At 37.1% G+C, this 18387-nt stretch carries 8 protein-coding genes; 4 read left to right on the top strand and 4 right to left on the bottom strand.

Annotation, left to right across the window (positions count from 1 at the left end; translation table 11 throughout):
* Positions 1-139: 139 nt before the first annotated feature.
* Together LUA86_RS13580 and LUA86_RS13585 are read right to left on the bottom strand one after the other, a co-directional pair.
* The gene (locus LUA86_RS13580; RefSeq protein ID WP_231463606.1) at positions 140-859 is read right to left on the bottom strand and encodes a DUF1080 domain-containing protein; all 720 of its coding nucleotides are present in this window, start codon (positions 857-859) and stop codon (positions 140-142) included.
* Between the two features lie 109 nt (positions 860-968).
* Entirely contained in the window at positions 969-3554 is a 2586-nt protein-coding gene (locus LUA86_RS13585) for a hypothetical protein (RefSeq protein ID WP_231463607.1), read from the bottom strand.
* Between the two features lie 235 nt (positions 3555-3789).
* Here LUA86_RS13585 and LUA86_RS13590 point away from each other — a divergent pair, with 235 nt between their 5' ends.
* The 4 genes from LUA86_RS13590 to LUA86_RS13605 all read left to right on the top strand — a co-directional run bounded on the left by LUA86_RS13590 (position 3790) and on the right by LUA86_RS13605 (position 16549).
* On the top strand, positions 3790-13161 hold the full coding sequence (locus tag LUA86_RS13590) for a putative Ig domain-containing protein (RefSeq protein WP_231463608.1): 9372 nt from the start codon (positions 3790-3792) through the stop codon (positions 13159-13161).
* Positions 13162-13192: 31 nt separating this feature from the next.
* A complete protein-coding gene (locus LUA86_RS13595) occupies positions 13193-14194 on the top strand; it encodes a PorP/SprF family type IX secretion system membrane protein (RefSeq protein ID WP_231463611.1) in 1002 nt (333 codons plus the stop codon).
* Between the two features lie 6 nt (positions 14195-14200).
* A complete protein-coding gene (locus tag LUA86_RS13600) occupies positions 14201-16195 on the top strand; it encodes an OmpA family protein (RefSeq protein ID WP_231463612.1) in 1995 nt (664 codons plus the stop codon).
* Positions 16196-16351: 156 nt separating this feature from the next.
* A complete protein-coding gene (locus LUA86_RS13605; protein WP_231463614.1) occupies positions 16352-16549 on the top strand; it encodes a hypothetical protein in 198 nt (65 codons plus the stop codon).
* Between the two features lies 1 nt (position 16550).
* On the opposite strand, the gene LUA86_RS13610 is transcribed toward LUA86_RS13605, so the two are convergent.
* Together LUA86_RS13610 and LUA86_RS13615 are read right to left on the bottom strand one after the other, a co-directional pair.
* Positions 16551-17753 (bottom strand): sugar transferase, encoded by a 1203-nt coding sequence (locus LUA86_RS13610; RefSeq protein WP_304622664.1) that lies wholly within the window; start codon positions 17751-17753, stop codon positions 16551-16553.
* Positions 17754-17757: 4 nt separating this feature from the next.
* Entirely contained in the window at positions 17758-18162 is a 405-nt protein-coding gene (locus LUA86_RS13615; RefSeq protein WP_231463616.1) for a response regulator transcription factor, read from the bottom strand.
* Between the last annotated feature and the right edge of the window lie 225 nt (positions 18163-18387).

The raw sequence follows: 18387 nt of genomic DNA on the forward strand, positions 1-18387 counted from the left end.
AATTTCCCGCTTTCGCCATAAAGTGAAGAGAATGATAACTAAATTTCGTCATTCCCAATTCAATTGGGAATCTTAAAGCGATTTGTATTGTGCTTTAAGATTCCCGTTTTCGTGGAGAATGACGAAAATTTAAGCAATTTTACAATTGCTTAATCTTAATATTTCTCCATTGGCTAGAGCCTGGATGCTCTTGTAATGCAATTTTTCCTTTGGCTACTTTAGCAAAATTTGCGAAAGCTTTATCCTTAAATTTACTGTTGTCAACCAATTTGTTCCATTCATCACTACCAATTTGTCCGTCAAAAGTTTTAGTGCCATTTAAGTAGAAAGTTAAATGTCCTTTATTTTGTATCAAACGCACTTTATTCCATTCGCCAACTGGTTTCGGTTTTGATACCGTTGCATCACCAGCCATATCATATAAACATCCAGCCAGGTGGTTTTCTTTCTTATTATCATCTGCATCGATATTATCCAAAACCTGCATTTCAGGTCCTGTTAAATAAGTGGCTCTAAATTTTGGATTTTCCTGAATATCAAAAATAATTCCGCTGTTTCCGCCTTTAGAAATTTTCCATTCCAGGTTTAATTCATAGTTTTCATATTCCTCATTTGTAACAATATCGCCTCCACCATTTCTTGGTTTTGTTGGATCGAAAACAATTGCGCCATTTTGTACAGTCCATTTAGAACCTACCGTGTCTCTCAAATAGGTGTGCCAACCGTTTAAAGATTTGCCATCGAACAACAATTTCCAGCCTTTTTTAACTTCTTTTTTAGTTAATGTGTTTGCTTCTTGAGCCATAGTTGTTGCGCAAAACATAGCGGAAACGGCAAGAAGTATTAGCGATTTTTTCATCAGGTATTTTTTTTATTTCGAAAATAATAAATACTTGGAAGCTTTTCGTAATTAACGATAATGTGCGTTGAAACTGTTACAAATCGATTTAGTAAGAATTATTTCTATACTAATTTTGTTTGTGCGATTTTAGGATTTTAAAAGTATGGCTAAAGCCTTCGTCGTTTAAATTAACATAATCGGGGAGGGTTAATTTATTTACGTTTATGTAATTCAATAAACCTTTTATGGTTATTGAAACTCCATCGCCATTATTAATATGTTTTAGAGCATTGATTTTTAAGAGCAGAAAAGCAATTACGAAAATGGGTAAGTTATGTTTGTTTGCAAACTCAATACCCTTAGAAGCTTCAATAATAACATTTTTATAATTACCTGTATGGTTTAAGAAATTTGCTTTCGCAGAAATGTATGATGCTTCTGTATATGATGTATAATACGTGTTAGGATTGCTTAGATAATTGCCTAAAAGTTTAATAATCCTTTGGGTAGTTTTTAAGCGATTTAACTTTAGCGTGGTTTGGGCCATAATAATTAACAGGTACGAAGAGAAAACCGAAGAGCGCAGATAAAATATTTTAGGATATTTCTTTAGTATGGCTTCCAATAGATGTATGCATTCTATATAATTTTTGTTGCTAAATAATACCATCAGCACCAAGCGGTAGGTAATCATTTCACAGCTTCCCCCCAGCATATCATTGGGTAATGGCTTACTTTTATGTACCTCAATACAAAACTTATTAATTTTTTCAAAAAGGCTGGCGCTGTTATTTGGCTTGCCTATTAGCGTATTATTAAAAAATGAAATTAAATCGTAAGGATTAATTGGAAATAATTCTAACAGCTTTTTATTGTATCGTTTTAACAGATGCATGCTCTCTGCTAAGGCAACTTTATCTAAATTTAATATGGCAATGCTGCTGCTAATTACATGCAAAATCATCTGTATGTTTTCATCAAAAACCCGCTCAGATAAATTTTTAATCAGCGTTTTGTAATTCTGGCTAATAACCTGTCCAGATACTAATAAATCTACAAAATGAATATCTATGCTTTGGGTATTAAATTTTGAGTCGTTTTTCTCAAGTTCGAAAAGGGCTACATCACATATAAAATCATAAGCTTTATTTTTCTCCTCATTTGTAAATGGAAGTTTGAAAATGTTTTTAAGCGCTGATATTTCATCTCTGTTAATGCAAAATTTAATGCTCCAGTTTATCAGGTGTTGTCGTAAAATCTGCTCTTTAGCGTAATTAGATAAGATTTCTTCGAAGAAACTTTTATTGGGCTTAAATTCAAATTTCTCCGTTAGCTGTAGAAAGAGGAAGTAAGTATAAATATCATCACTTAAAAACTTAACTATCTCCGTAGGAATTGCAGTTGATAATCTTTTTTCTTCTATTAAAATACCACCGTAAAGAAGCTCCTGATAGGCTTCAGAATACTTTACCGTGTGTGGAAGTATCTTTTCTTTAGCAACGCGATGGTATATCGCCCCTTTTGATATTTCCCGACTGATTTCTTTAAGAATAAAAATTTTTTCGGTGCTGTTTTTGGATAAAAATACCTTGTTTTCTAAAAAATAGTTAATTAGTTCCAAACAGAGCAGTTGATTGCTAAGCTTCAAAACTTTTGTTTCCTGTTTTAGTGTGTAATATATCTGCAACCAAAATGGTGTTCTAAATTGATTCAACAAACCAGGATGCAAATCACTTTCATACACTGGTTTTCCTTCAATTTTACTAAGTGTAAATAGAATTTCTTCTTGATTTAGCGCAGGGATATTGGTGTTTTTATCTTCATCAAAAAATAAACCTTTGTACCAGGAATTGGTAAGAAATGCCGAGCCTGTAATGGCTGGTTGCAGGTTTACCCAATTATTAACCCTTAAACCAATTACAATTTTAATAAAATTACTATGCTGGATACTGTGTAGAAAATCTACAAATATTTTAAAGTATTTATCGATTGCTAAATATTGATCTATACCATCAACAATAAGTACAATACGCCCTTTGCAGAGTTTAGGGTTTTTTAAAAAGTATGCAATTAATTCACTAACACCGGCAAATTTAAATTCTTTTAAAAACCATTCTTTAAGTGATAAGCCATTCTGAATAATATCGCTGATTGTACCAGAATTAATCAATAAAACTACATCTGATTTGTATGGTGCATTTTCGCTATAAAAAAAATGTTCAACTAAATGAGCAATTAATATCGATTTTCCTTGTCCGGGCTGAGCACTTATGGTTGTAAACTGATAATCGTTTTTTAAGAAATAGTCAAAATCACTGTATAAGAAATTCCGCTTTGAGGTAGCTGTAAAAGGTACACCTGATGAATTTTTCTTGGCTATTAAAGATACATCCGTAATGGCTTGAGTTCTGATATTTAAACTTTGCCATACATCATCAACATCAGAAACTTCATGCTCTTTCTCTTTACAGAAAGATTCCCAATCAGAATAACCAATATATTGAGATAAGCTATTTAATGTAAAAAGCGAAAATTTATGTAGAGTTTGTGCAAAACCAAAAAAGCGCTTTACCGTGGTTTCGCTGACGTAGTTTTTAGTTTCCTTAAAAATTAGCTCTGAAATTGTCTTACAATGGGCTGGATCGATATTCCTTAAACCAGATTTTATAAGAACGAATTTCCTTAGCTGAGAGAGCAATTCAGTTGTATTCATTAATCAGAGGATGATGATACTAATGTCATAAAAAATATGCAATAGCCGAAATAGTTTTAAGTAACATTTCCCCTATGAATAAAATGAACAGCGCAAATCCTCAGATTAATGAACAATAATGGATAAATCTTAATGATTCTCTCTAGCGTAGATTTACAAATAAGATAAGAAAACACTCCTAAGAGGGATGTAATCCAATTTCTTGAAAAAACAAATTATCCCTAATTGCGCTTGTATGATGAAAAACTTTACTACTTTTTCCCGGTTCGGGAAACCTATTGCAATTCAAATTTTTCTGATAGCTGTTTTAATAACGATTTTAAACCTTAGATCGTATGCACAAACAAAAATTTATGCAAATACAGTAAGCTCGGTTTCCCCTAACGGACAATCGAGTTTAACAGGATGTGGAACTTTAGGTTTATTCGGTTGCTATTTAACACCAACGGTTGATAATGCTACCGATGCAATTACAGCTGATGAATTAACATTTGCAACCGTAAAATCTTCTGGTGGTTTAGCTGTAGGTATAGGTGCATATACTGGAGAGATCGAATTAAAATTTCAGAATACTATTCCAGCTGGTACAACATCGTACATTAGAATTGATGCCGACCCAACACTTTTGAATCAACTTTTAGGCGGAAATTTAGGTGGTTTATTGAGTGGTGTTGCATTAGGTAATCATTCGATTGATGTAGGTGCGAGAAATTCAAACGGAGTTACCGTCTTGTCAGGAACAAGTGTAAATGGATTTACCAGCTCTAATTTACGTTTGGTTAAGGATGCAAATGGATATTTTTATGTTGCGCTTCGGCCAACTGTAGATTATGACAGGGTTTATGTTAAAGATGCCACAAGCGCACTTTTATTAGGAACCTTAAATAATACAAAGGTTTATTACGCCTTTTATACCTCTGGTACAGATGCCTGCGCACAAGCCTTCGCAACCGGTTTTGAAGGCAATGGTTTAACGGTTGATGCACTTGGTTTAGGAAAAGCAGGTGTTACAAATTCGAGTTTTGCTATAGATGCAGACAAAACAAACTATTCAGAGCTAAGTTTAGGTGCTTTGGGTGTTGCCGGCTCTATAAGTCAGAATTTTTATTTCAATGCCCCATCCAATAATGGAGATGAAATCAATTTAAGAATTGCAGCTTCAGGGAATTTAGTAAATGCAGGCGTTTTAAATAGATTAGCTGTTACCGCCTACAATGGTGAAACGCAGGTTTTTAGTCAGAATGCGGCAACTTTGTTAAGTGTCGAATTGTTAAATTCGCTCGGTAGCGGACAACCCATTACCATTCCGTTTGCACCAGGGGCGACTTTTGATAGGGTACAAGTAACCTTGTCATCTTTATTAAATGTTAATTTAACCCAAACCATATTAATTTATGGCTTAACCCGTTCGGCAGCCAGACCAACATTTGTTTTGCCAAGCTCAAATGCGGTGAATGCCTGTTTTAACACAACCGCTACATTATCGGCCACAACGCCAAATACAAATGATTTACGTTGGTACGATGTTGCGGAGGGCGGAGCTGCACTAGCTACCACTGCTTTCAATGGTACTTTTACAACTCCTCAGCTAACAGCAAATAAGGTTTATTACGTTGCGGCAAGAAGATTGGGATGTACAGAAGAATCAGTTCGGGTTCCAGTTTCAATAACTGTAAATCCAGCTATTGTTTTTAATTCCTCTGTTTTATCAAATGCTACCGTTGGTTTTCAATATAGTAAACAAGTTGATTTAGCAACTGGCGGAACACCAACATTTACATATTCTTTAGCAAGCGGAAGTACATTGCCTGCTGGTTTAACTTTATCTGCAAATGGAACAATTTTAGGTACACCAACTGCCAGTGGAACGGCAAGTTTTTCGATAGTTGCAACAGATAGTAAAGGCTGCACCGTAACTGCAAACTACAATTTAATAGTTACCGGCGCTTTGGCTTTAACGCCAGGAAATCTCCCAGATGGAGTGACGGGTGTTTTGTATCCTCCACAAACTATTCCCACAGCTACAGGTGGAACTGAGCCATATATTTATTCGGCAATTAATCTTCCTCCAGGTTTAACCTTCGACCCCACAACCAGACAAATAGCCGGTACACCAACTGCCGTTGGAACTTATAATATTCCGGTTACGGTAACAGATGTTAATGGAAATGCTGTAACATCTGGCTTTGTTGTAAAAATTATCAATCCATTAGTTTTGCCCGCCGCCACACTTGCAAATGGTGTTACGGGTAGAGCTTACACGCCACAAGTTATTCCATCAGCTACAGGTGGTGTTGGTCCTTATAGTTATAGTGCTACTTCAGTTCCGGCTGGTTTAACATTCAATCCAGTTACAAGAGAAATTTTGGGTACGCCAACTGTAAGCGGAACATTTACTGTTCCAATTACGGTTACCGATGCCGATGGTAGAACGATAACCACAAATTATACCATTACCGTAACCGACCCATTATTATTACCACCATCAACATTGGCGAGCGGTACTGTTGGAGCATCTTATCCGGCTCAACTAATTCCTTCTGCCACAGGGGGCGTTGGCGCTTATACTTATGTTGCCACGGGTTTACCTCCGGGTTTAACATTTAACGCATCAACCAGAGAAATTACCGGAACACCTACTCAAGCGGGTAACTATTCTGTACTGGTAAGTGTAACCGATTCGCAAGGTAATACTGCAAATAATTCTTATCCCTTAAGTGTAATTGGTGTGCTATCGTTGCCAACAGCTTCATTACCAAATGGTACAGTAGGGATTGCTTATCCAACTCAAACATTGCCTGCGGTAAGTGGAGGTACGCCACCTTATAATTATACGGCAACAAACCTGCCTCCGGGGTTAAATTTTAATACCACAACCAGAGAAATTACGGGAACTCCAACAGTTGGCGGTACATTTACTGTAGCATTAACGGCTACAGATGCAACTGGAAATATTGTTAATACAGATTACATTATCATCGTAACTGTAAGTCAGCCAATTGCAGCATCTGTTTCGGTTTGTTCAGGCAGCTCAGCAGCATTAAATGTGAGCAATTTACAAGCTGGTGTAACCTACAACTGGTATGCATCAACAGGAAATACGCCATTAGCAACGAATAGTAATGGTCTGTTTAACACTGGTCCTTTAACAGCGAATACTACTTTCTATGTTGAAGCAGTATCTGGATCGGCAATAAGCGCCAGAACAGCGGTTGATGTAAGCATTAATCCTGCGGCTAACCCGGCGGTTGTTTCCACCAATAATCAGGTAATTAATGCAGGGCAAACAACTACATTAATAGCTACCGCTGATGCCGGAAGCTCTATACATTGGTTTGCCGCCCCAACCGGTGGAACTGAATTAGCTTCTGGCTCAAATTTTACAACACCTGCTCTAAATACAACCACAACTTTTTATGTTGAAACCATAAATGCAAGTGGTTGCACAAGCGCCGTTCGCGTACCGGTAACAGTTACCGTAATTAACGGAGTTGGAAATACGGTATGTAATGCAGCCGGTACACAAAATTCTGGTATCACAGGCATCTGTATTTTATGTGGAATTAATGGTGCAGGCAATTCAACTGATGCTAATCCAAATAATTTTACCAGAATAACATTAGCTGTTGGTGCATTATCTACGGGCTATCAGCAATTAATATTTAATTCGGCTGGTACAGCAACTGATAGTGTTCGTTTAGATTTAGGCTTACCTACCGGATTATTAGATTTATCCCTTTTAGGAAACATTACTGTGAACGTAATGAATGGAAATGCGGTTGTTGCAAGCTATCCGTTAAATTCATCACTGTTAAGATTAACGCTTTTAGGTGGAACTCGTTTTGAGGCAATTTTACCGGCAATTGCAGCATTTGATCGCGTAGAAGTTAGAATCGGAGGTTTAGCTTCTGCCATTTCGAGCCTAGATGTTTATGGCGCAACAATAGTTTATCCATCTCCAACCATTACAAGCGGCTCACAAACCATTTGCGCCAACACTGCTGTAAATTTATCTGCTACAGCAAGTGGAGCGACTACCCTGCGATGGTTTGATGCACCTACCGGAGGAAATTTGTTAGCTACCGGAGAAACTTTTACCACACCAGCACTTACTGCAACAACTATTTATTACCTTGAGGTGAGCAGAGGTACATGTGCAAATCCAACCAGAATCCCTGTCACTGTTACTGTTATTCAGGCAATAGCAACTCCGGTTTTGGCGCCGATTGCAAATGTATGTTCAGGTTCGTCTGCAACTCTTTCGGTAAATATTCCAGATGCAACTCTAACTTACAATTGGTATACCAATAGCACAGGCGGATCACCAGTTTTTACCGGCAATGTTTTTACAACGCCAATATTAACTGCTAATGCCACTTATTACCTGGAAGCAGCTAATGGAAGTTGCATAAGTAATGCAAGGGTTGCGGCTGCGGTAAATGTAAATCCTGCACCGGTACTTCCAGTAGTTACAGCATCTTCTTTGTCTGTACCATCAGGTCAAACAGTTACGCTGTCGGCTTCATCAACAGAAACCAACGTTACATTTAACTGGTATGATAGTGCAAATGCTACAAGTCCGGTGTTTACTGGAGCAACATTTGTAACGCCTCCAATTACCGCAAATACAAGTCATTATGTGGAGAGTGTTTCTCCAAATGGTTGTCCTTCTGCAAGCAGAGTCCAAGTTACCATAACCGTTAGCGGCGTTGGTACTCCGGTTATTGTTCCTTGTGAAGCTGCAACAAGTCAGAGTAACGGAGTATCTGGAATAGCCATTGGAGCCGGGGTTGTTAATCCAAACCTTGCAATAGATACTGATGCACAAACTTCTTCAACACTTGTAATGCCGGTAGGAATTGCAGCTTCGGTTTATCAAAATCTGTCATTTCCGGGTGCTTCTAGAGTTGGTGATACTTTAAAAGTTTTAATATCATCTCCAGGAAAACTATTATCCCTTGGCATACTTAGCAATCTTCAAATCACAACATATTTGAATGGTGTATCAAATGGTGATGTTGTTAATTTAAACAATGCAATACTTAATGTTAGACTTTTAAGCGGAAATTCGCAGGCATTAATTACTTTAATTCCATCAGCAAGCTTTGATGGAGCGGAATTGCGTTTAAATTCAGGAATTGCAGGTGCTCTGTCATCCATAAATTTAAATTACATGCAGCGTGTTTTGAAAGCACCTGAAGTTCTATCTGCAAATGTTATCACATGTGCTGGCACTACTGCAACACTACAGGTTTCCAATCCGGTGGCAGGTTTTACATACAGATGGTTTGATGCAAATCAAAATGCATTGGCAGATGGAACTTCATTTACAACACCAAACTTAACTGCAAATACTCAATATTTTGTTGCCGTAGTATCTTCCAGCGGTTGTGTGAGTGCAAAAACACCGGTAGCGGTAACCATATCTGCTTTGCCGCTAGCTCCAGAGTTATTAGCGTCTGCAGTTAATGCTTGCGCCGCTAATCCTGTTATTTTGCAAGTAAAAAATCCAATAGCCGGGGAAACATACAAATGGTACACTGCAGGTAATATTTCTGCGGGGCCTGATGGAGTAACCTTAACGGTTAATCCATTATCTAATACAACCTACACGGTTGAGGCCGTAAATAGTTGTGGAGTTTCTGCTTCGAGAACTACTGCAACCGTAAACATAGGTGCTGGTCCTGATTTGCCAATTGTTTCTCCAACAACTGTAACCATTACATCTGGTAGTACAGCAATATTAACAGCAACATCATCAATAGGCGGAAATACCATCAGATGGTACAGCGATGCAGCACTTACAAATCTTGTATCATCAGATGCAACTTTTACCACACCAATATTAACCTCGAGTACAATTTATTATGTAAGAAATGAAACAACTTGTGGTAATTCTGCAGCTATAGCCGTAACTGTAAATGTTAACCCTGCGTTACCTGGTTCTGCACCATGTGGAACGGCAAGTGTTAGTTTAGCAACCGGAAATGTAGGCGGAAATATCGGTTCGGGCGTATTTAATGCACCTGCAGCTGTTGATAACGACGTAAGTTCAGCATCAACACTGTTCGTTACAGCGGGCATAGCAAATGCTTACGTATTTCAAAGGGTTGGTTTTGCAGGTGGGTTATCGAATGTTGGAGATACACTCCGCATAAAAATTTCATCTCCAGCAAACTTGTTAAGTGCTTCGGTTTTTCCTAATATCAGTCTAACAACCTACAATGGCTCAACCAGCAATGCTGATGAAATCAGATTAAATAGTCAGCCTGTAAAAATAGAACTAGCATCCAATGGAGGCGATGCAATATTAACTTTCGTACCCACTCAACCATTTGATGGAGCCGAACTTCGCATTTACTCTGGTCTTATTGGTGTACTAAACACTATTAATTTTAATTATGCTCAGCGTTCTATTACCGTACCAGAAGTTAGCTCAGCAACTGCAACGGCTTGTTTGGGTTCGTCAGCGCTTTTAAATGTTAGCAATCCAAAACCAAATACTATTTACACATGGTATCAGGATAATGTACTTAAAGCTACTGGTACCACATTTTTAACCGACCCTACACTACCTATCGGGAATCATAATTTCTTTGTAACAGCTAAAGGCAATAATGGCTGCGAAAGTCCTAAAGTATTAGTAACTGTTACCATTGCTGCTCCACCAGCCGTGCCGGTAATTGCATCAGCAAATCCGGCAAACACTTGCGTAAATAATTCTACTACTATTAATGTGCAGGCTGTGGCTGGTGTTATTTATAATTGGTACGATGCTGCTACAGGAGGCAGTCTGTTGGTTAGCAATAGTAGCAGTTTCACTACATCTGCAAATTTACAGCCGGGCACTTATATGTATTATGTTGAAGCTGCATCTGTTTCTGGCTGTGCAAATGCTACCAGAACGGCTGTTACAGTTACTGTAAACCAAAATGCATTAGCAAGTGATATCATAATTAGTGGAAATACATCACTATGTGATAATGGAATTACAACTTTAACCGCAAGCAGTACAACCGTAACAAATCCGGTGTTTGCCTGGTATAGCGATGCGGCTTTGACTAATCAGGTATCATCAAGCAATACCTTCACTACGCCACAAATTACAGCAGCAACAACTTATTATGTTGTGGTTAGTGGTTCCAATCGTTGTGCAAATACGGTAGGAAATGCAGCAGTGGTAAATGTAAATATCAATCCATCAGCAAATGCTGCAGATATTAATGTATCAGGCAATTCTGCTATTTGTTCTGGCGCAGCAACATCATTATCCGCCAGTTCTACAACGGTAATTAATCCTGTTTTTACCTGGTATAACGATGCCGCTTTAACTAGCGTAGCTTTTGTTGGAGCCACATTTAACACCAGTGCCTTAACAGCAGAAACTACCTATTATGTTACAGTAAAAGGAAGCAATAAATGTGAAAATTTAACCGGAGATGCAAGGGCCATCACCATAAGAGTAAATACAATAGCTTCAGCTTCTGATATCAACATTACAGGTTTTAATACGATTTGCAAAGATGTTGCAGCATCATTGTCAGCATCTTCTACAACAATTTTAAATCCGGTATTTACCTGGTACAATGATGCGGCATTAACCAGCGTAGCTTTTGTGGGAGCTTCCTTCACAACGGCTCCTTTGAGCGCTACCACAACTTTCTATGTAACTGTTAAAGGAAGTAATAGTTGCGAAAATACCCCGGCAAATGCAAAAGCAATAACAGTTACTGTTAAAGATTATGCTACAGCTGCAGATATTACGCTGAATAATGTAAATATCTGTTCGGGTAATTCTACAACTTTAATGGCATCAAGCTTAACGGTTTTGCAGCCTGTGTTTACCTGGTACAGCGATGCATCTTTAACAGTTCCGGTATTTACAGGGCCAACATACAATGTTAATTCGGTTACCAGAACAACAACATTTTATGTTACAGTTAAAGGAAGCAATAAATGCGAAAATAATGCAGCTAATGCTAAGGCTGTTACCATAACTGTAAATCCATTAGCCAACACAACTGATATTGTGGTTGCGGGGAATACTTCGGCGTGTGCGGGCTCTGCAACGGTATTAACCGCAAGCAGCACTACTGTTACTAACCCAATATTTACCTGGTATAGTGATGCTGCTTTAACAAACATTTCATTTATCGGAGCATCATTTACTACACCAGTTTTAAATGCAAATGCTACCTATTACGTAACAGTAAAAGGCGACAATAAATGTGAAAATGCTGCTGGTAATGCAAAAGTTGTAGCGGTAAATGTTAGTGCTGTGCCTACAAGTCCGGTAATATCAAGTTCGGGTACAACCATTTGTGCAGGCGATGCAACAACCTTAATTGTTCAGGGAGCACAAACGGGAATAATCTACGAATGGTATAATAGTGCTACTGGTGGAAATTTAATATTTACAGGAACATCTTTCACAACACCTATCCTTAATGCAAATACAACCTATTATGTACAGGCTGTTGGTGCAGCAGGCTGTGCCAATTCGGCTGGGCGTACAATGGTAAGTGTGAGTGTAAATCAGCGTCCGGCAACTACCACGGTTGCATCATCAGCAGTAAGTGTATGCTCAGGAAGTTCAACCGTGTTGAGTGTTACGAATTCCCAGGCAGGTTATACTTATAATTGGTACACAAACGCTACAGGTGGTAGTATTGTAGGCTCTGGTGCAAATTTTAATACAGGTGCGGTGACCGCAAATACCACATTTTATGTCGAATCTGTTTCAGGTAATTGCGCATCTACCACCAGAACTTTGGTTAATGTAACCGTTATTCCTGTTCCGCTGGCCCCAGCGCAATTGAATGCTGCAAGTAATTTAATTTGCGGTGGAAGCTCAGCAACATTAACCGTTGCAAATCCAGATGCAGCTTTAACTTATAATTGGTACACGGCAAGCGCTGGAGGAACATCAATTGGTCAGGGAAGTACATTTACAACACCAGCTATAACCGGTACAACTATTTTCTACGTAGAAAGTTCTAATGCTTCGGGTTGTACAAGTGTAACCAGAACACCAATTACCATAACAGTTTTACCAATACTTACTGCACCAATTGTTAGGGTAGAAAGTACCACGAGCAACAGTGTAATTTTTGCATGGACTCCTGTATCTGGCGCAACGGGTTATGAAATATCGTTTAATAATGGTTTAACCTGGCTTCGCCCGTCTGAAGGAGCAAATGCTACAAGGCATGTTGTTAGTGGCTTAAAACCAGACCAAGGTGTTACCATAGTGGTGAGAACAACTGGTCAGATTGCTTGTCAAACCAGTACAAACTCTAATCCATTAACGGGCAAAGCTGCGAATCCGCTAGGTAATGAAATTTATATTCCGAATGCCTTTACCCCAAATAACGATGGCAAGAATGATATATTCTTAGTTTACGGAACAACCATAGCATCGGTAAAAATGAGTATTTACACGCAATGGGGTCAGCTTATTTATCAGGTCGATTCTACAACAACAGGCTGGGATGGAACTTTTAGAGGTGTTGCACAGCCAAGTGGGGTTTATGTTTACATGATTGAAGTGATATCTAACGATGGAACTAAAGTGATGAAAAAAGGAACGATAACACTTATCAGATAACAATTTATAGCACAGTTAAAATTTAGATACCATGAAAATATTCTCTCAGATTAAATTATATATTATTGTTTTTACGCTGTGCAGTTTGTCTTTAAAGATGAATGCACAGGTAGATCCTCATTTCTCACAATACTATGCTTATCCGCTTTGGCTAAATCCAGCTTTAACAGGTGTTATTGATGGCGATTACCGTGCGTCTGTTAATTTTAAGCAGCAATGGGGTGCGCTATCAAACTCTTTTTTAACAGGGGGCGCTTCATTTGATGTTGCGCCAACTAAAAACTTCGCCTTTGGCGCAACAATTATTAACCAAAGAGCTGGCGAATTAGACTTCAATTATTTAAGCGCATTAGTATCGGGTTCCTATCGTTTACGTTTCGGTTTAGAGGGTTTGCAAATGATAAGTTTTGGTTTGCAGGCTGGTTTTGTAAACCGAAGTTTTGATTTTTCTCAAGCCCGTTTTGGTAACCAGTTCAATCCAATTGGCGGTTATGATGGTGGAATGATGAGCGGAGAAACATTTGCTTCAACTTCATCATTCGTACCAGATATAAATGCGGGTATTATGTATTTTGATGGAAATCCAAACCAAAATGTAAACGTCTTCGCCGGTGCCAGTGCGGCTCATTTAAATCGCCCGGTTGAGCGTTTCTCGGGCAATAGTATGCGCACACCAATTCGTTTTACTGCACATGGTGGCGCAAGGATAAGAGCAACCGAAATTTTTGATGTGGTGCCGAATGCTTTATTCATGTATCAGGGTAATACCTGCGAGATTTCTTTAGGTGGTTATGGCCAGCTTATGTTAAATCAAGAAGCCAACATTCTTTTTGGTGGAAACTACCGTATTAAGGATGCCGCAATCGCTTTTGTTGGCTTACAATTTAAAAATATGGTTTTTGGATTGAGTTACGATGTTAATACTTCCAATTTTCAACGGGCTTCGAATAGTAATGGTGGTTTAGAATTATCCATTTCATTAATTGGCAGAAACGGAATTATTGGTCCAAACTTTTTTTGTCCTCGTTTATAAGTAAATATGAAAAAATTAATCATCCCAATAATTATTTTCCTGAATTACATAACGGCAAATGCACAATATGTAGTTAATTATAAAAAGGTTGCAGATGCATATTTCCAAAACAAGGATTATTACGCAGCATCAACATTTTATAAAAAGGCTTTGAAAATTACTTCAGATAGCTCGCAAATTGTGATGCCCTACACCAGTGAAAGCAAGCAAAATATAAAGGAAAACCTGATTGAAGATTATGAAGGTTCTTTATTTAACTTGGCAGAATCTAGCAGGCTATACAGAAATTTTTTAGAAGCAGAAAAATACTATGCTGTTGCAAGCACATTTGGAAAGCCTAAATATAAAAACGCATTATTTTACTATGCAGAATGCTTGCGGACAAATAAAAAATTTCCTGAAGCAATATCGGCATTCGAGCAGTTTATTGCAAAAAACAAAGGCGATGATTTGGTTAAAACTGCAAATTTAGAGATACTTTCGTGCAGGTTTGCTATCAAAGAAATGCGTTATCCTCGCATGATGCAAATTAATAAAGTGCCCGAGAAAGTTAATGGTTTGGGCTCTAACTATGCTGCGGTTAAAACTGCTGATAACTTTTACTACACCTCATCAAGGCCTATTGCAGTTGCAGGCAAGCCAGAAGTTATTAAAGCGGTTAAAGGTGAAACCGTAGTGACTACTAAAGCAAACCCTTTTATCAATAATATTTATGTTGTTAAAGATAATTTAAGTGCGAGTGAAATTGCTGTGAAGATGCTCGATTTAAATTTGCCGAAAGATATGGAAACAGCTGCAATAAGTTTTAATCCCGAAGGAAACGTAGCCTATTTTACTGCCTGGAAAGAGAAAGAGAAATATGCCATATACCAATCTAAAAAAGTTGATAACAAATGGCTCGCTCCAACATCATTAGGTTTACAAATAAATGATAAGGATTTCAATTCTGCTCAACCATTTGTTACTTCTGATGGTAAATTTCTTGTGTTTTCTTCGGACAGGAGTGGAGGCTTTGGAAAATACGATTTGTGGTATGCATCTATCAGAACTGATGGTTCCGTTGGGCAGCCGGTTAATTTAGGACCGCAAATTAATACTGAAGATGATGAAAAAGCACCATACTATAACCTATTAACGAAGAAACTTTTCTTTAGTAGCGATGGAAGAATAGGCTTTGGCGGATTTGATTTTTTTGAATCTGAAGGTGATTTTATAAACTGGACTAAGCCGGTAAATTTAGGTTATCCATTTAACTCCTCTAAAGATGATTTATATTTCACACCAATAAATGCTGATGCAAGCAGAGGCTACATCAGTTCGGATAGGGAATCGGCTTGTTGCTTAGAAATTTTTGAAGTAAAACGTGAGTTTATTAGTATTGAAGGCATCATCAGCGATTGTAAAACGAAAAAGCCACTTGATGGTGTTTCTGTAAAAATGATGGATTTGGATGGAGAGAAGGCAATTATTACAGATAAATCTGGTAAGTATGAATTTAAGATAGATAGCCGCCGGCCAATAAAATTAAACCTTTCAAAGGATAATTATTTTTCACTAAGCAAAAGCTATAGTTATGAGGAAGTAGCCAAAGCTGATACATTAATGCAAATGGATTATTGTGTTAATTCTTTTAAAATCAATGTTCCGATAGTTCTCGAAAATATATATTATGAGTTTAATAGTGCAGAACTAACACCATCATCTCAAAAAACACTCGATGCTTTAGTAGCTATTATGGAAGATAATCCGGAAATGGAAATTGAATTAGGTGCACATACCGATGATGTTGGCACTGATGCATATAATCAGGATTTATCTGAGCGTAGAGCTAAGTCATGCCTTAATTATCTGGTTAGCAAAAACATCGCAGAAAACAGATTGAGTTATAAAGGTTATGGAGAAAGTGTTCCTATTGCCCCAAATAAATTTAGAAATGGTAAGGATAATCCCGACGGAAGAGCAAAAAATAGGCGAACAGAATTTAAAGTGTTAAAAAAATAATGTTTAGTATAGGTTGGTTTGGTTTAAGCAGGATTTTAATCCTGCTTTTTTTATTCAAAAAAGTTGTGAATTGTATTTTAAATCATACGAATTAATTATACAATATTTTATATTATTGCCAACTTAATATTCATAAAAATACACACTAAAGTCCCGATGCTTAGAGAAGGTAAAATCACATCAATTAATAACGATGGTTCTGGTATAATTACAGACGAAAATGACCAGGAAATTCCTTTTAAGCTAGGCGATAATTTCTTCTATAATATAAAAGGCGCTAAAGTAAAATTCGATATTGAATTAACTGATGCGGGACTTGTGGCCATAGATGTTCATTTGGCCATCGACGAATAAACTAAACGTTTTCTTTTTGGAATAATGCGGGGATGGTTTTAAAAATGAGTTTAATATCATTTTTAAAACTCTGTTGCTGGGCATAAGTATTATCAAGCATTAAACGTTCATCTTCACTCATTTCACCTTTACCACGCTTTTCTACTTGCCATAAACCGGTAATTCCGGCCGGAGCTGCAAAACGAAGCACATACTTGTCTGTAGTTAACTTTTCTGCCTCGTAAAGTGGCAAAGGTCTGTTTCCAACAATACTCATATCACCAATTATCACATTCCAAAGCTGCGGGAGTTCATCAATACTTGTATTTCTGATAAAATTTCCAACTTTAGTTATCCTTGGGTCGTTTTTGATTTTGAAAAAGGCAGAACCAGAATTGGCCTGTTTTGAATATTTAAAATCCTTTTCACACCATTGCATATTGTCTGCGTACAAAGGATATTGACATTTACCTTCAGCCGCACATTGATTACACAAACTCTCCTTAATGGAAGCATTTTCATCAACTTTTGATGCAGAATCTATATTATATTGATTTAAATGCTTTAAATCTTTAATTCGCTGGTCTGCGTTTACAAACATCGACCGGAATTTGTAAAACTTAAAAACCCTAAAACCTGTACCAGCTCTAAGCGAATAATAAAATACCGGGCCTTTTGATTCTAACTTTATTAATATATAAATAATTAAAAACAGGGGCGATAGGAAGAATAGGGCCATGCTTGCAAAAAACACATCAAATACGCGTTTTGCAAAGCCAATATTTTTTATCGGTGGAACATCAGATTTAATACTGTCCTTTAATTCGTTCCAGTTATCGATAAGAAAATTAATACGTTTTTCTATTCTGTTAACTTTTAAGGGAATTCTAAATACATCAGAAATACCGGCGGTTAGTGCTAATTTTCGAAGATTTGGATTGAAGTAATTAACTACAAGAAAAAATGGTACAACAGGTAAATCTTTTTTCTTTAGGGTTTCTACAAGTGCTAATCCGGCTGGTGCCATAATCTCACTGTAAGAAATAATTGCAGTTATATTTAAATTTTGGTCGTGCCAGGCTGTTGCCATTTTCATTCCGTTATCGAAATGAATAGTTTCTTTTTCACCAAAATTACAATTTGCAAAAAGGTCTTCGAAATTATTTTCGAAACCAATTAAAGCAATTATGGGTTTTCCTGGTTGAGCGTAAATTCCTTCAGACATATTTTTATGCACTCAGCTTACCCATTCTTCTTAAAACAACCCTAATTCTCGCTTCTAATTCTGCCGGATTAAATGGTTTAACAACAAAATCATCTGCGCCGGCATCAAGGCATTTAATTCTTTTATCAGAACTTTCTTCGCCAGATAAAATTAAAATGGGTACAGAATTAAAGAAATCACTAACTTTTACTTGTTCTATTAGTTCTAAACCATTAAGTTTTGGGGTATTCAAATCAGCTATTATTAAATCAGGAATGTTTCCATTTTGCATGTATGCTAAAGCGTCCATACCATTGGATCTGGTTTCGATTTCGTAAGTGGAATTCAAAATCTCCTCCAATATTGCCTGCATAAAAACGTCATCTTCAACAATTAGTATTTTTATTGTCCGAGAACCTGATAAAATCATTTTTGGTTTGTATAGTTTAAAACTTCAGTGTTTATAACGTAAAAACTGTGAATTAGGTTTTTATTATTTATGATTAATTTTTAAAGCTAATTTTTATAAAACCGTAAAATATTGATTTACAAAGGCTTTGTGAAATGGATTGTAGCTTTAACCTAGATTGAATAGTTGTATTTTTTATTTGTTTTAGTTAATCTTCTTTATGGTGATAATATCAACACATGCAAC

This window comes from Pedobacter sp. Leaf132 (assembly GCF_920984695.1).
Lineage (GTDB): Bacteria > Bacteroidota > Bacteroidia > Sphingobacteriales > Sphingobacteriaceae > Pedobacter.

Bases quoted from the DNA above. Each gene is read 5' to 3' on its own strand.
- LUA86_RS13605 (WP_231463614.1), top strand. From the start codon at position 16,352: ATGCTTAGAGAAGGTAAAATCACATCAATTAATAACGATGGTTCTGGT.
- LUA86_RS13610 (WP_304622664.1), bottom strand. From the start codon at position 17,753: ATGTCTGAAGGAATTTACGCTCAACCAGGAAAACCCATAATTGCTTTA.
- LUA86_RS13590 (WP_231463608.1), top strand. From the start codon at position 3,790: ATGATGAAAAACTTTACTACTTTTTCCCGGTTCGGGAAACCTATTGCA.
- LUA86_RS13580 (WP_231463606.1), bottom strand. From the start codon at position 859: ATGAAAAAATCGCTAATACTTCTTGCCGTTTCCGCTATGTTTTGCGCA.
- LUA86_RS13595 (WP_231463611.1), top strand. From the start codon at position 13,193: ATGAAAATATTCTCTCAGATTAAATTATATATTATTGTTTTTACGCTG.
- LUA86_RS13600 (WP_231463612.1), top strand. From the start codon at position 14,201: ATGAAAAAATTAATCATCCCAATAATTATTTTCCTGAATTACATAACG.
- LUA86_RS13585 (WP_231463607.1), bottom strand. From the start codon at position 3,554: ATGAATACAACTGAATTGCTCTCTCAGCTAAGGAAATTCGTTCTTATA.
- LUA86_RS13615 (WP_231463616.1), bottom strand. From the start codon at position 18,162: ATGATTTTATCAGGTTCTCGGACAATAAAAATACTAATTGTTGAAGAT.